Source organism: Corynebacterium tuscaniense, from assembly GCF_008693065.1.
In the GTDB taxonomy this organism is placed as follows: domain Bacteria; phylum Actinomycetota; class Actinomycetes; order Mycobacteriales; family Mycobacteriaceae; genus Corynebacterium; species Corynebacterium tuscaniense.
This window is the reverse complement of sequence record NZ_VXKH01000001.1, coordinates 129,539-144,146: the sequence shown is the minus strand read 5'-3', so window position 1 is coordinate 144,146 and position 14,608 is coordinate 129,539. Positions and strand designations below refer to the sequence as shown.

Genomic DNA, 14,608 nt, shown 5'->3' with positions numbered 1-14,608 from the left:
CCTTTCCGTTTGGCGCTACGCGCCGGCGATCGCTTGAATCCGCTCCACGGCGCGGGCACGGGCCTGCGTTTCCACCGCCACGATGTCATTGAAGGATGACGGTACCACCGCAAAATCCGACGCCGAATCCAGCACGAAGTCGATGGTGTCCACGATCTGCGGGAAGCGGATCTTGCCCGCCAAGAAGGCCGATGCGGCTTCTTCATTGGCGGCGTTGTACACCGCCGGGAAAGTTCCGCGAGCGCGCGCAACCTCACGCGCGAGGCGAACGGCGGGAAAAGCTTCCTCGTCGAGTGGCTCAAAGCGCCAATCCATCGCCTGTGTGAAGTCGAGCTGCGGCTGTACGTCCGCGACACGGTTCGGCCAGGCGAGGGCATGCGCGATCGGCATTTTCATCGACGGCGGCGAAGCCTGCGCGATCGTGGCACCGTCCACAAAGGTCACCATCGAGTGCACGATCGACTGCGGGTGCACGGTCACATCAATGATGTCCGGGGAGATGCCAAAGAGCAGCGTCGCCTCAATCAGCTCGAGGCCTTTATTCACCATCGTCGCGGAGTTCAACGTGTTCATCTGCCCCATCGACCACGTCGGATGCGCGGCAGCTTGTGCGGGGGTGGCGTCCCACATCTGCTCACGTGTTTGCCCAAGGAAAGGCCCACCGGAGGCAGTAAGGACGAAGCGTTCCACATCCTCGGCCCGGCCCGCGCGTAAGCATTGCGCCATCGCGGAATGCTCTGAATCAACGGGGACGATCTCGCCGCCGCGCGCCATGACAATATCGCCGCCCGCAACGAGAGACTCCTTGTTCGCCAGCGCGAGCACCGCGCCACTGTCCAGCGTGGCCAACGTCGAAGCGAGCCCCAGCGATCCGACAAGAGCGTTCAGCACCACATCAGCGTTCACGTGGCGCACCAGCGTTTCCGCGGCCGCGTCACCGCGCAGAACCTCGCCTCCGAGCTCACGGCTTACCTCATCAGCAGCTTCTTGCTTAGCGACGCCAACCTGCCCCGCCCCCAACCCCCACTCCCGCGCCTGGGCGACGATCGTGGCTGGATCCGACCCGGCGGCGGAAATACCCACGACCTCAAAGGCATCGGGGTTGTCCCGAATGACATCTAACGCCTGCGTACCGATGGAACCCGTGGAACCCAAAATCACAACTTTGCGCACAGTTTCATTGTCACACAGAGCGGGCGGGAAGCGCTGTGGGGTCATACTAAGGGTGAGGTTCGGGGTGTTTCGGGGGGATGAATCGGAAACACAGCACCACGTGTGCCAAAATGGTGGCATTGACTCTTTTCCCTAACCCGTGTCAAGGAGTTTGCTGTGAGCGCTAAGGATGACGCACCCCAGGTCTACAACGGTGTTTCCGAGGCTGATGTGCCTTCCGCCAAGTGGGGTTGGTCTGAACTGACCCCGAAGACCATCCAGATCGCTGGTTGGGTGTCCGTGGCTTTCCTCATTGGCTTCAACTTCGGCAACCATAGGGGCCACGTGGAGACCATCTGGTTGATCGCCCTGGCAGTCCTTATTGCTCTCGGCCTTGTGCTGTTTGCCATCCGCCCGGAGCTGTCCCAGGTGCGCACTCTCACCGCTTTCAACCAGCCGGTCGGTTACGAGGAAAAGAACTGGACTGAACTCCAGCGCACCATGACCGGACCATACGCTGATCTGACCGACAGCCAGCTGCGCGCCCACAACATTGAGCCGGAGGCATTCCGCGCTTCCCGCAGCACCCAGCAACTGGGCAAGTAAGACATTTAGTTAACCCCAGCTAGCAGTTCTATGATCTGTTAGCTGGGGTTTTCTTCTGCCCCGATGTGGTGTTAGGCCTCTGCCTTTTCATCGGCGGCCAGCTGGCCGCACGCAGCAGCGATTTCTTGGCCCTTGGTGTCACGCACTGTGCACGGCACACCTTGGGCGATGACGCGGCGGACGAACTCGTCCTGGCGCTCACGCGGGGACGCGTCCCACTTCGAACCCGGGGTCGGGTTCAGTGGGATGAGGTTGACGTGGACGAGGGGGCCCAATGCGTCGTGAAGCTTTTTGCCCAGCATGTCCGCACGGAAATCATGGTCATTGATGTCGCGGATGAGCGCGTACTCGATGGATACGCGCCGGCCGGTTTGGTCCGCGAAGTAACGGGCAGCATCCAGAACGTCGGCGACGGAGAAGCGATTGTTCATGGGGACGAGGGTGTCGCGCAGTTCATCATCAGGCGTGTGCAGGGAAACCGCGAGGGTGACATTGAAGCCTTCGTCCGCAAGCTTACGGATAGCCGGCGCGAGCCCCACAGTGGACACCGTCACGTTGCGCTGTGAGATGCCAAAGCCCTCCGGCGCGGGCAAGATGATCTGACGCACCGCGGCCACCACGCGGTTGTAGTTAGCCAGTGGCTCCCCCATGCCCATAAAGACTACGTTGGTCAAGCGACCGCCTTCAGCTTCCATCATGGCGGCGGCTTCACGCACCTGGTCCACGATCTCCGCGGTGGACAGGTTACGGTCAAGCCCACCCTGGCCGGTCGCACAGAACGGGCACGCCATGCCACAGCCAGCCTGGGAGGAGATGCACAGGGTCGCGCGGCCCGGGTAGCGCATAAGTACGGATTCCAACAAGATCCCGTCGTGCAGGCGCCACAAGGTCTTGGTGGTATCACCGTTATCGGTTTCCACGGTGCGCACCGGGGTGAGCAAGCGTGGGAACAGTGCTTCCTTGACTGTCTCACGTTGAGCAGCAGGTAGGTCCGTCATCGTGGACGGGTCCGCTTCATAGCGGCCGTAGTAGTGGCGTGCGATCTGGTCGGCGCGGAACTTGGGTAGGCCGAGCTCCCCCAATGCAGTGATGCGTTCTTCAACGGTCAGGTCCGCGAAGTGCTTCGGCGGCATGCCGCGCTTGGGGGACAGCAACTGGATCTTTGGAAAATCACTCATGACGTGGCCCATTCTGCCTGGTTTGCCACGTCATGGTCAATTGTTACAGCACGACGACGTTCATCAGCAGCCACGTCGCCGCAGCCGCCGGTAGGATGCCGTCAACCCGGTCCATCATTCCGCCGTGACCTGGCAAGAGCGCAGACATATCCTTGATGCCCAGTTCACGTTTGAACTGGCTTTCCACCAAATCTCCCAGGGTGGCGCACACGACGATGCCGAGCCCGAAGATGAGTCCTGCCCACCACTGTGTCCCCAGCAGGTACATGCCGGTGAGTACACCCGTCACCGCACCGAGGATGACAGAGCCGACGAATCCTTCCCAGGATTTCTTCGGGCTTACTGCCGGTGCCATCGGATGTGAACCGAAGAGAACACCGGCGGTGTACCCACCCACATCATTGGCCACCACGCATGCGATGAACGTGATGATGAAAAATCCACCCGCGACCCCTGGCGCTTCTAGGCGGGAGATCATGGCGGCAAAGGCACCGAACATGCCGATCCACACGAGGACAAAAATGTTCACGGCTGTGTCGCGCACATAGTTCCGTGGCGCGGTATCCGGGCCGTGGAAGAACAGGCGCGCGAACATGAGGGCCAACACGCTTACGGTGAAGGTGGCCAGCAACCCGGTATATCCAAACGGCCACGTAGACACAATCATGGATATGCCCAGCACGATGCTGGCAAAGCGGTACACACCAAAGCCGTGTTCGCGCAGGCGGGTGAAGGTTTCCCACATCGCCAGCGCGGCAGCCACGCTGACAACGGGATACCACATGACAGGCCCCACGTAGGTGGCCACGAGCACCAAGGTAATAAGCACCACACTCGTGGCAATCGCCACGGGCAGGTTTCGGCCCGCGGAGTTCTTGGGTTTAGGCAGGTGAACTCGGCGCTGGTGTTGGTTTTCAGTCGTGTCCGTCACGGAATTTAGACCTCGAGGAGCTCTGCTTCCTTCTTGCCCACCAAGTCGTCAATCTGCTCGACGTACTTGGCGGTGGTCTTGTCCAGTTCCTTCTCAGCTGCGGTCACTTCGTCCTCACCCGCGTCGCCGTCCTTCTGGATCTTTTTCAGTGCGTCCATGCCGGAGCGGCGGACGTTGCGGATGGCAATCTTGCCGTCCTCACCCTTTGCCTTGGCCTGCTTGACCAGGTCGCGGCGGCGCTCTTCGGTGAGCTGCGGGATGGTCACGCGGATGACGTGACCGTCATCGGTCGGGTTGACGCCGAGGTCGGAGTTACGGATCGCGTTTTCAATCTCACCCATCGTGGACGGGTCGAACGGCTTGATCAGCAGCATCCGAGGCTCCGGCACGGAGATGGTGGCCATCTGGTTGATCGGGGTGGGTGCGCCGTAGAAATCAGCCATAACACCGTTGAACATGGCAGGGTTCGCGCGGCCGGTGCGGATGGCCACCAGCTCAGAGCGGGTGTGTTCCACGGAGTTGGTCATGCGCTCTTCGGCGTCGAGCAATACGTCGTCGATCATGGGGTGTTCATCCTTTCATCGCGCGCATTGTGCGCGCCGTTGTCGTGTACTAACTTAGCAGCCGCTTCTACACTGAACTTCACGATGCATGCTGCTTTCACCTACCTCGACAATTCCGTCCTGCCCCAAACTGCTGGGCGGTTGGCTGGTTGGGTGATCCCCGCGAAGGATCTTTCGGATGTCGCGGGGATGCCTACCACGATGGGGAACCCCGCGCGCGAGTACAAAGCGCGCACGACCTCACCATTCCTCGCCACGCTGGTGCGCCAGGGCGCGGCGATCAACGGCAAGACTGTGACGGCGGAGATGGGTGCCACGGTGTACGCGGAGCGGGTGCCGGAGCTCGTGTCCCCTGCTTATCCGGGAGCCACACCGGGTGGTTCCTCCTCGGGTGCAGCGGTGGTTGTGGCCGAGGGGCTGCATCGCGCGGCACATGGCAGTGATGCAGGTGGATCGTTGCGGGTGCCTGCCGCCGCATGCGAAGTTGTGGGTTTCAAGCCTTCCGGCGCGGGCACCGTGGATGGGTTCCTCACCCGCACGGTCGCCGATCAGCTCACCCTTCATGGTCTGCCCCAGAATGCTTATCGACGTCTCCGCCTCGGCATCTGCACCTCTCCCCTCTTCGCCCCCAACGCACAAGTAGACGAGAAACGTGTTGCTGTGGTGGAGCGTGCGGGGGAGGTTCTGGAGGAGCTGGGAGGCGTCGATAAGCAAGTGCTTGAACCTTTCTCTGGTGCGGAGCGCGCTTTTGGCTACTTCCGTACGTTGATCACGCATAATTTTGCGGACGTGGACCCGGCAGACAGCGAATATTTGGCGTGGTTGCGGCGTGAGGGTCGCGCCTTGACCCCGGGCGATGTGACGTTGGCACGGCAACAGGCAGCGGGTGTGGCAACGCATGTGGCGGCGCAATGGGATGTGGACGTGGTGCTCACACCCACGATTGCGGCGGACCCGCCCGCGGTGGACTACTTCCCTGGTTTAGCGCCGGAGGACAGCTTCATGGCGCAAACCGAATGGTCACCGTGGTGTTCCCTGTTCAACCTCTCGGGTGGGCCTGCAGTGGCAGTGGGACCGGTTCATTTGGGTGGGCTCACCGTGGATGATGCGACGCTGCTCCAACTGGCGCAGCTGATTGAACCCGTCGTGCGCGAGTGGCGCTAAAGCGCGCGCACCAAGACCGCGCCGATGAACACGAGGACAAGGCCCACCACGCGGTTGGCGTGGAGCGGAGTTTTTGGGCTGCCAAAGAAACCGAAGCGCTCAATGACCTGACCACAGATAATCGTGCCGGCAAGCTGGCCGATGACTGTGGCGCCCGTGCCGATAATTGGCGCCAGGGTTGCCATTCCCACCACGAAGATCGCACCGAACACTCCGCCGAGCCACATCCACCACGGGCCGGGTTCAATAGTGGATAGGAGCGCCTGGCGGGAAGAACGGAAAGTCAAGCTGAGCAGAAACAGCAGTGTTGCGCCGACAGCCAAGTTGACGGCGCCCGCCTGGATCGAGCTACCCAGGACGGTGCCCAAATAACCATTGGCCGCGGTTTGAGTGGCGGAGCACATGCCCATGAAGACACCGAAGGCACGCCAACCCCACAGGGAGCCGCCACCCGCGTGGCTTCTTATTGCTCCGTCGCTATTGTGACGGAGAACGTGAATGCACACGATGCCAGCCAGGACCACGACCGCGCCAAGCAAACGCAGCGCACTGGCTTCCGTTTGGGGCGCCCCGAAGATGCCAAACTGGTCGATGACCAACGCCATGATCACTTGGCCCAGGATGGGTATGACCACAGTTTCCACGCTGCCCAACCGCGGGAACAGCAGCACGTTGCCGGTGAGGAACACGGTGCCCATGACACCGCCGATCCACACCCACCAGGGTTCCGCAGCAGCGGCTGCAAAATCCCAGCGGAATCCAGAAATGGCCACGGCCAGGGTCACCGCGCACAGAAACGCGACGGTGAAAGAGTAAAAGCTCGTGGGTAAGGGCGCACCCACGCTCGTGCGCAGGCGACTGTTCACCGCGGTCTGGGCAGGGATGACCGCCCCAACCGCCATCGCGGCGAGAATGAGCATTACTTCACGAGGGTGCCGATGCGCTCCCCCGCAACCGCCCGCGCAATATTGCCTTCCTTGAGCAGGTTGAACACCAGGATCGGCATGTTGTTATCCATGCAGAGGCTGAAAGCAGTGGCGTCGGCGACCTTGAGGTTCTTCTCCAGTGCCTCACGCGGAGAAATCTCGCTGAAGAGCTCAGCGTCCGGGTTCGTGCGTGGGTCGTCGGAATACACGCCGTCGACTGCTTTGGCCATGAGCAGAACATCACACCCGATTTCCAGGGCGCGCTGCGCGGCCGTGGTGTCGGTGGAGAAGTACGGCATACCCATGCCGGCACCGAAGATGACCACGCGGCCCTTCTCCAGGTGGCGGGATGCACGCAGCGGCAGGTACGGCTCCGCCACCTGCGCCATGTTGATCGCGGTCTGCACACGGCAGTCCACGCCCTCCTGCTGCAGGAAGTCCTGCAGCGCCAGGCAGTTCATCACGGTGCCCAGCATGCCCATGTAGTCCGAGCGTGCACGGTCCATGCCGCGCTGCTGCAACTGCGCGCCGCGGAAGAAGTTACCGCCACCGATCACCACGGCGATCTCGGTACCACCACGGGCAACTTCAGCGATCTGCTTGGCCACACTTTCAACCACATCAGGGTCAATGCCGACCTTGCCCCCACCGAACATCTCACCACCAAGCTTCAGCATCACTCGCTTGTAGCCTGTACGCATGGGTGCCGTGGCTTCGGTCACGTTTGTCAACTCCTTTGAAAAGGGGGTCAGATACACTCGGCGACAATCTTACGCTGCCGGAGGAGAAGGACCCAGATGCGCGCCAAACTCACTACTGCCGCCCTTTCCTGTTTGCTACTAACAGCCTGTGGCACACACCCGGAGCAGCACGCGCTGCAGGACGCGTTGGCAGAACACGCGGGTGACGCTTCTGTCACGCTGCATGTCAGCGACGTTTATCCCAAGGCCACGCAAGTCCTCCTTGTTTGCCCGTACGCGGGCCAGACGGCAAATGACATGCTTGGCCATCACGTGTTTCGCAATTATGAGGACTCATACGACTCCACCAACTGGGTACTCGTCCAAAAACCCAACGGCAAAGTGTCAAAGGTGGCTTTGGAACGATCCCAGGTCGACTTGTGTGCAGGCGACGCCGAGGCAGTGTTAGAGCTGAACCCAGATGCGCAAATGAGGTTTGAGGGACGGGACGGGGTGTGGGTGTTGGAACGTCGATAAGCAAAAAGCCCCAGGCGAACCTGGGGCACATGCTGCGTTAGAGCTTTGAGCTAGGGCTTAAGCCTGACCAACCTCGAAACGGACGAAGTCCTTGACCTCAATGCCGTTCTCCTCAGTGAACTGACGGACAGTCTTCTTGGAATCAGCCAGGGACGGCTGCTCAAGCAGAGCAACGTCCTTGAAGAAGCCGCCAAGACGACCTTCGATGATCTTCTCGATGGCAGCTTCCGGCTTGCCCTCGTTGCGGGTGATCTCTTCCTGGACTGCGCGCTCCTTCTCCACGACATCAGCCGGGACAGAGTCCTTGTCCAGGTAACGAGCCTTCATAGCAGCGATCTGCAGAGCAACCTGGTGTGCAGCCTCAGCGTTGTCACCGGTGTAGGACACAAGCACGCCCACTGCCGGTGGCAGGTCTGCAGCCTTCTGGTGCAGGTACTTAGCGATGTTGTCACCCTCAACGGTAGCCGCACGACGCAGCTCGAGCTTCTCGCCGATCTTTGCGGACAGTGACTGCAGGACATCAGCAGCAGTCTCACCATTGACGTCAGCACCAGCGAGCTCCTCAACGGAGTTAGCCTTCACAGCGGCAGCCGCATCAGCAATCTGCTGGGCAATCTGCTTGAACTCATCGTTCTTAGCCACGAAGTCAGTCTCAGAGTTGATCTCAACGATGGTGTTGCCAGAGACAGCCACCAGACCCTCGAGAGCGTTGCGCTCAGCGCGCTTGCCCACGTCCTTGGCACCCTTGATGCGCAGGATCTCAACGGCCTTGTCAAAGTCGCCGCCGGATTCTTCCAGGGCCCTCTTGCAATCGAGCATGCCGGAGCCGGTGGTTTCGCGCAGCTTCTTCACGTCTGCAGCGGTGTAGTTCGCCATAGTGGGGCGACCCTCCTCGTGGTGGTTGTTCAAAGTATGTAAAAGGTCAGTTGACAGCGTAGTGCACGCATGCCGGACCGGCATGCCCAGCTCGCTAGAACCAACTGTGTTGTGAGGAAACCCCCGTGCCCACGTGTCCGTCACGCTCTCGTGCGAGGCGAGGCGGACGGGACGCTATACCGGACGCGGGGGTTACCTGTTGTGAGGTTTAGCCTCAGCTTAGTTTTCGGAAGCTGCTTCAGCTGCCGGCGCTTCCGCTGCTGCCTCAGCCTGCTCTGCGGCCGGAGCCTGCTCGGTTGCCTCAGCCGGTACGTCGCCTGCAGCTTCACGTGCCTTGGCCAGAGCGCGCTCTTCGCGCTGCTGCTTACCAGCAACGACTGCCTCACCGATGATGTGGGTGAGCAGCTTGACGGAGCGGATTGCGTCGTCGTTGCCCGGGATCGGGTAGTCAACAACGTCCGGGTCACAGTTGGTGTCCAGGACTGCCACGACCGGGATGCGCAGCTTCTGCGCCTCAGCGACAGCGATGTGCTCCTTGTTCGTGTCCACGATCCACAGTGCGGATGGGGTCTTGGTCATCTCGGAGATGCCACCCAGGACGCGCTCCAGCTTGGTGCGCTCGCGGGTGAGCATGAGGATTTCCTTCTTGCCGCGGCCTGCGTAGCCATCCTCGGCTGCGTCCATGGCCTGCAGTTCCTTCATGCGGGCGAGACGCTTGGACACGGTCTGGAAGTTGGTCAGCATGCCGCCGAGCCAGCGGTGGTTGACATACGGCATGCCCACGCGCTGTGCTTCTTCCTGGACCGGCTCCTGGGCCTGCTTCTTGGTGCCCACGAACAGGATGGTGCCGCCGTGTGCGACGGTCTCCTTGACGAATTCGAATGCCTCATCGATGTAGGTCAGCGTTTGCTGCAGGTCGATGATGTAGATGCCGTTGCGGTCGGTGAAGATAAAGCGACGCATCTTCGGGTTCCAACGACGCGTCTGGTGGCCGAAGTGCACACCTGCGTCGAGGAGTTCACGCATGGTTACAACTGCCATGGGAATGTCTCCTTTGGAGTAAATATTCTCGGTTTCCTGTCTTGTTGTGTGGGTTTGCCCCACACCCTAGCGGTGAGCCACACTCGCGCCTTCCGTGGAACCAATAATTTTTCCGTGGACATGGAACTGCCCGCAAGTGATTCACGAAAAGGACCGGTGCAAGTGGTGGCACCTGTTCCACTACACCTATCGAAGATAGGCTATGACCAGGCATTTTCACCGCGCGTAGTCAACTCGCCCGAATGGACTCGTTGCTGCCGTGTAAGTCTACATTGCTCCAGCGTATGCGCCAATTTATGGCGCGGCCCTGTGGATAGCTTGTCGTTTTCCACAGGCCCTTTTCGCTTATCGACGCCCCCTTCCCCACAATCGAACCCATGATTCCTTTTCAGCGTTTGTTCTTTGCCGTGGGAGTAGCAGTAGCAACCCTCCTTGGTGGTTTCTGCCCTGCGTGGGCATACGTGGATCCGACGACTGGCGCATCGAGTGCCACGCGGGTCACGCGCGGGGCTGACATCCCGGAGAAGAACTGGATGCGCGGCCACCGCGGTGTGGATTTGACGGCACGCACCGGGCAAGACATTGTGGCAGCCGAAGACGGCGTGGTGGCCTTCGTGGGTGTGGTGGTGGGGGTCCCGGTGATCTCCATTGATCATGAGGACGGCATCCGCACGACGTACCAACCGGTGTTCCCCACCGTGGCGGTCGGGGATGTTGTCCAGGAAGGGCAACCGATTGGTCGGATGGCACCACCGAATGGGGGTCACGATGGGCTGCACTGGGGTGCCAAGACGGGACCGGATACATACATCAATCCGCTGACGTTGCTAGACACACCGACTATTCGTCTTAAGCCCGTGGATGGGCTTGGTCGTACACCGCTTTCAGGCGCTGTGCGCTGACGTGGGTGTAAATCTGCGTGGTCTGCAAGGAGGAGTGTCCAAGGAGTTCCTGCACAACTCGAAGGTCCGCACCACCTTCAAGCATGTGGGTGGCGGCGCTGTGGCGCAGCGCGTGTGGGCTTAAGTCACTGTCGCCAGTGCGTTGCGCGGCACGTTCCACGACTCGGCGGACCTGGCGCACGTCAATACGCCTACCACGCGAGCCGAGGAACAGTGCATGTCCGGCGGCCCCCTCTTTATTCTTCGCAGCCAACTCGCCCCGGCGCGACAGCCACGTATCAAGCGCGGTGCACGCATTGTCCCCGAAAGGAACAACGCGTTGTTTATTGCCCTTACCAGTGACTTTGGCTAAGCCACGGCCGAGGTCTACATCGTCCACATCCAGTCCGGTGAGTTCGGAGACGCGCATGCCCGTGGCATAGAGCAGCTCAAGCATCGCACGGTCACGGGCTGCCTCAGGCCCATGGGCGTCCGGGTTGATCTGTGCCTCAACGAGCTCTTGGGCACGCTTCGGGCTCACCACATCGGGTAGGTGACGGTTCACTTTCGGAGTGACCAGGCGGGCAGCCACATCGGATTCAAGGTGGCCATGTTCGTAGGCCCAGGTAGAAAACGCGCGGGCCGCAGCAGTACGTCGCGCCATGGTAGAGTGGGCCAGCCCGGCGCGCATGCCGGCGGCGAGCCAGGAGCGGAGGGTGGGGAGAGTGAAATCGTCGAAAAGCGGGGCGAATTCCGCAAGTGACCGTAAGTCACTGCGGTAGCCCTTGACTGTGGCTTCGGAGCGACCTTTGACCAGGAGGGCGTAGTCAGCGAAGTCATCGATCGCCGCGTTGAGTTGCGTCATGGTGCCCTCCTGCCGTTTTTAGACCTCCTGGCAGTATATGGCCACTCCTGGGTTAGGCGGGTACGTGCGCGCTATCAGCCCTTTCCCAGAGCTGGCCTTTACGGATGACCATGCCTTTTTTGTTCAGGTCCATGAGCAGGTGAACCGTCAGACCGATGGTGAAGCCGCATGCTTGGGCAATGTCCCCGGCTTCCAGCCCACCGGTGTCAGCGAGCGGCAGGGAGTCATAGACCCGCAGCTCGTTGCGGGAGAGTTGCTGGATGGCGTTTGCGGCGTAGTCCATCTCAAGCTGGCCGTCCACATCCGATGTGCCGATGGGGCTGAGCTTCTCGTGCGCATCATCGGCGCTCAGGACCATCGCTGCGCGCTCATCACGGATGGCCAGATTCGTGCCCAAGGACCCCGGCCCGAGGATGGGCCCCGGCACCGCCATGCCCACTCGGTTGAACACTTCCACCCACTTCAGAGTGTTCAACGCACCGGACCGGAACGCTGCTTCCACAACGATGGTGCCCTGAGTCAGCGCGGCAACAAGCCGGTTCCTGGTGAGGAAGCGGTGGCGGTCCGGGGTCATTCCGGGTGGATACTCGGTGACGATCGCCCCTCCCTCATTCGCGATCCTCGCAAACAGCTGCTCATTGCGTCGCGGATACACCTGCCCGGCACCACACGCCGCAACAACAACGGTTGTGCCGCCGGCATCGAGAGCCGTGGAGTGCGCCACCGTGTCAATTCCCAACGCCCCGCCGGAGACAATGGTGTGCTGGTGGCGCACGAGTCCCTGACACAAATCAGTCGTTGCATGGCGCCCGTACGCGGAAGCAGCGCGTGTACCCACGATCCCCACCGCACTGGCAAACAACTGCGCCAGATTCGTATTGCCCCGCACCCACAACGCGTGTGGCGCATAGGCATCAGGTGGCAGACTCAACCTGTTCCCCACTGCTTCACGCATGGCTTTTGCGCGGGCCACATCGAAGGACGCTGCGATCTCATCGCGCGGCCAGTGCTCCGATTCGGGAGTGAGCAACACGTATCCTTCCTGCTCCGCCGCAGCCAGATCCTCCTCTGGTTGATCCCACGTGTAGCGCGATTCCGTAGTCGGCCCCAAACCTCCGAGCCAAGTCGCACGAGTACGGATGCCGTGTGCAATCTCATCAGCATCACGCCCCGCGTCAAGCAGTGCCAACACGTGCCGGTTTGGACCTTCCACCACGCGGTTCAGATATGCCCAGGATTCAAGCGAACTCATGCTGCAACCCCCTGCTGTTCCGTTTCACGCAGGCTCAGCGCATCCATCACCTCTGCCAGACGCGGTGTGTCCACCCCGGCAAGATCCGCTAGTGTCCACGACAGGCGAAGAAGCCGGTCCACGCCACGCTGACTGATCATGCCATCGGCCAAAGCGGTACTGATCACGCCCATGCCGTCCTCCGCAGCCGGGAAATCTCGCCGCAGTACCGCGCCGGGGACGCGCCCATTCGTCGTGGCTGATAATCCCGCTTTAGCCCACCGCCATTGGGAGCGGTCCCGCGCGGCCAGCACACGCTGCGCAATCACTGCGGAAGATTCCTGATCCGACGCCGTGACAACACCACCCACGGAGGTGGTGTTCAAGCAGATATCAATACGGTCCCGCAGTGGCCCCGATAAGTTTCGCAGGTACTTCGCACGCTCGCCAGAGGAACACTCGCATTTCGCCGCATTGTCTACACCACAGCGGCACGGATTCGCGGCCATGATGAGCTGGAAATTCGCCGGATACACTACCACCCGGCGCGCGCGTGTGAGCTGCACCTCGCCCTTCTCCAGGGGGACACGCAGGGCGTCGAGGGTGCGGGCGTCGATCTCGCTGACCTCGTCTAGAAAGAGCACCCCATGATGCGCATGGCTCACCGCGCCGGGTCGTGGAATACCAGAGCCACCGCCAATCAGGGCTGCTCTGCCTAACGACGGATGCGGTGCCACAAACGGCGCCCTCATAATCACCTCCCCCGAGGAGTTCCCCGAGATTGAATGAATCGCGGTTGCTTCCACCACCTGCTCGGGCGACAGGTCCGGCAAGATCGACGGCAACCTTTCCGCCAGCATCGATTTGCCGGAGCCCGGCGAACCAATCATGAGCATGTGGTGCGCACCCGCTGCCGCAATTTCCATAGCGCGGCGTTCATGGAGCTGGCCGATCACGTCCCGGAAATCGGGCACACGGACCGGCTCCACCGTATGTGTCACGGTTTCGAGGCCAGGCAGTTCGCTCTCCCCGATCGCCCACTGCCACGCTTCACTGAGCGTGTGTGCAATCCTAACCGCCGGGTGTCCAATGAGTGCAGCTTCCTGCGCATTGCCAGCGGGGATGATCACATGATCAATCTCACCGCCATCCGGATGGCCATGCAGCGCTTGCGCGATGATCTGCAAAATGCCATCCACTCGGCGCAGCCCACCGGATAGGGCCAGCTCCCCCACGATGAGCGAACGCTTCAGTCTCCGCTCGGCCCGGGGATCCATGCTGGCGAGGACCGCCAACGCAACAGGAAGATCAAAATGGGAGCCCGACTTAGGCAGATTCGCCGGCGACAAGGACACCATGATTTTTGTGCGCGGCCATGGCAGCACCGAATTCGCTACGGCGGTGCGAATACGGTCACGGGACTCCCCCACCGCTTTGTCTCCCAAGCCAACGATGTGGATCCCGGGGAGCCCCGGTCCTACATTGGCCTCCACCGTGACAAAGTGAGCATTAACGCCTTCAACAGCCGCACTGTACGTACTAGCAAGCGCCATCTTCAACCCCCTGGTACATGCGGTGGAAGAAGTCGTGGCCGTTGTAAAGCACCTCCACGACGTCGAAACGCACTAGCGAATAAGGCTGACCCATCAACCACTCCGATGCGGCTGCGCGGATACGGTTAAGCTTGCGTGCTGTCACCGCCTCCGCCGCCCCAAAGCTGTGCCCACGCCGCGTTTTCACCTCGATGAAAACAATCGTTCCGTCCTCCGCACGAGCAATCACATCGATTTCACCCCGCCTGGTTCTGTACCCAAGCTGGACAATCTCATACCCCATCTCCTCATACCAGGCAGCCGTACTTGATTCACCGAGCGTGCCCAGCACCCACGGGTTCGTATCCAAACCAGTGTCAGGCGTACTTTTCACCATCGTCTTCTCCGATCTTTTGTGTTAACTTGCACCGCGCATCAAGGCGGC

The 14,608-nt window shown here is 61.1% G+C and carries 16 protein-coding genes; 4 read left to right on the top strand and 12 right to left on the bottom strand.

All coding sequences use genetic code 11. The features are described from left to right. Nucleotides 1-15: 15 nt before the first annotated feature. Nucleotides 16-1,218, bottom strand: a complete 1,203-nt coding sequence (gene dxr / locus F4V54_RS00685) for a 1-deoxy-D-xylulose-5-phosphate reductoisomerase (RefSeq protein ID WP_150385906.1) — start codon at nt 1,216-1,218, stop codon at nt 16-18. A gap of 111 nt (nt 1,219-1,329) precedes the next feature. Between dxr and F4V54_RS00680 the strand changes: the two genes are divergently transcribed. After that, complete coding sequence (locus F4V54_RS00680; RefSeq protein ID WP_034661553.1) at nt 1,330-1,758, top strand: DUF2631 domain-containing protein; 429 nt, start codon at nt 1,330-1,332, stop codon at nt 1,756-1,758. Between the two features lie 71 nt (nt 1,759-1,829). Here the strand turns inward: F4V54_RS00680 and rlmN are convergent, their stop codons facing one another. Genes rlmN through frr form a run of 3 tightly spaced genes read right to left on the bottom strand, consistent with a single transcriptional unit; the run spans nt 1,830 to nt 4,430 of the window. Further along, a complete protein-coding gene (gene rlmN / locus F4V54_RS00675) occupies nt 1,830-2,936 on the bottom strand; it encodes a dual-specificity RNA methyltransferase RlmN (RefSeq protein WP_034661555.1) in 1,107 nt (368 codons plus the stop codon). 43 nt (nt 2,937-2,979) lie between these two features. Beyond that, nucleotides 2,980-3,867, bottom strand: coding sequence for a phosphatidate cytidylyltransferase (locus tag F4V54_RS00670; RefSeq protein ID WP_052092452.1), 888 nt, complete (start codon nt 3,865-3,867; stop codon nt 2,980-2,982). A gap of 5 nt (nt 3,868-3,872) precedes the next feature. Then, nucleotides 3,873-4,430, bottom strand: a complete 558-nt coding sequence (gene frr, locus F4V54_RS00665; protein WP_150385905.1) for a ribosome recycling factor — start codon at nt 4,428-4,430, stop codon at nt 3,873-3,875. Between the two features lie 84 nt (nt 4,431-4,514). Between frr and F4V54_RS00660 the strand changes: the two genes are divergently transcribed. Then, nucleotides 4,515-5,594, top strand: a complete 1,080-nt coding sequence (locus F4V54_RS00660; protein WP_150385904.1) for an amidase family protein — start codon at nt 4,515-4,517, stop codon at nt 5,592-5,594. Here the strand turns inward: F4V54_RS00660 and F4V54_RS00655 are convergent. Together F4V54_RS00655 and pyrH are read right to left on the bottom strand one after the other, a co-directional pair. Continuing rightward, nucleotides 5,591-6,514 carry a DMT family transporter gene (locus tag F4V54_RS00655; RefSeq protein ID WP_150385903.1) on the bottom strand — a complete coding sequence of 308 codons (924 nt, stop codon included), beginning with the start codon at nt 6,512-6,514 and terminating at the stop codon, nt 5,591-5,593. The two genes, F4V54_RS00660 and F4V54_RS00655, sit on opposite strands and share 4 nt — an antisense overlap. Continuing rightward, on the bottom strand, nt 6,514-7,221 hold the full coding sequence (gene pyrH, locus F4V54_RS00650; RefSeq protein ID WP_376998130.1) for a UMP kinase: 708 nt from the start codon (nt 7,219-7,221) through the stop codon (nt 6,514-6,516). The genes F4V54_RS00655 and pyrH overlap by 1 nt, the downstream gene beginning before the upstream one ends. 96 nt (nt 7,222-7,317) lie before the next feature. Between pyrH and F4V54_RS00645 the strand changes: the two genes are divergently transcribed. Next, nucleotides 7,318-7,737, top strand: coding sequence for a hypothetical protein (locus tag F4V54_RS00645; protein WP_150385901.1), 420 nt, complete (start codon nt 7,318-7,320; stop codon nt 7,735-7,737). 57 nt (nt 7,738-7,794) lie between these two features. Here F4V54_RS00645 and tsf read toward each other — a convergent pair whose 3' ends face one another. Together tsf and rpsB are read right to left on the bottom strand one after the other, a co-directional pair. Continuing rightward, entirely contained in the window at nt 7,795-8,613 is an 819-nt protein-coding gene (tsf, locus tag F4V54_RS00640; protein WP_150385900.1) for a translation elongation factor Ts, read from the bottom strand. Between the two features lie 219 nt (nt 8,614-8,832). After that, on the bottom strand, nt 8,833-9,654 hold the full coding sequence (rpsB, locus tag F4V54_RS00635) for a 30S ribosomal protein S2 (protein ID WP_102724202.1): 822 nt from the start codon (nt 9,652-9,654) through the stop codon (nt 8,833-8,835). Between the two features lie 377 nt (nt 9,655-10,031). On the opposite strand from rpsB, the gene F4V54_RS00630 reads away from it, so the two are divergent. Further along, nucleotides 10,032-10,556 carry a M23 family metallopeptidase gene (locus F4V54_RS00630; RefSeq protein ID WP_150385899.1) on the top strand — a complete coding sequence of 175 codons (525 nt, stop codon included), beginning with the start codon at nt 10,032-10,034 and terminating at the stop codon, nt 10,554-10,556. On the opposite strand, the gene F4V54_RS00625 is transcribed toward F4V54_RS00630, so the two are convergent. From F4V54_RS00625 to F4V54_RS00610, 4 genes are read right to left on the bottom strand one after another with little or no spacing between them, the layout of a single operon-like run. Continuing rightward, nucleotides 10,504-11,400, bottom strand: coding sequence for a tyrosine recombinase XerC (locus F4V54_RS00625; RefSeq protein WP_150385898.1), 897 nt, complete (start codon nt 11,398-11,400; stop codon nt 10,504-10,506). The two genes, F4V54_RS00630 and F4V54_RS00625, sit on opposite strands and share 53 nt — an antisense overlap. 52 nt (nt 11,401-11,452) lie before the next feature. After that, nucleotides 11,453-12,652, bottom strand: a complete 1,200-nt coding sequence (gene dprA, locus F4V54_RS00620; RefSeq protein WP_150385897.1) for a DNA-processing protein DprA — start codon at nt 12,650-12,652, stop codon at nt 11,453-11,455. Further along, nucleotides 12,649-14,184, bottom strand: a complete 1,536-nt coding sequence (locus F4V54_RS00615; RefSeq protein WP_034661583.1) for a YifB family Mg chelatase-like AAA ATPase — start codon at nt 14,182-14,184, stop codon at nt 12,649-12,651. Before F4V54_RS00615 ends, dprA begins: the two co-directional genes overlap by 4 nt. After that, nucleotides 14,171-14,557, bottom strand: coding sequence for a YraN family protein (locus F4V54_RS00610; protein WP_232218057.1), 387 nt, complete (start codon nt 14,555-14,557; stop codon nt 14,171-14,173). Before F4V54_RS00610 ends, F4V54_RS00615 begins: the two co-directional genes overlap by 14 nt. Nucleotides 14,558-14,608 lie beyond the last annotated feature (51 nt).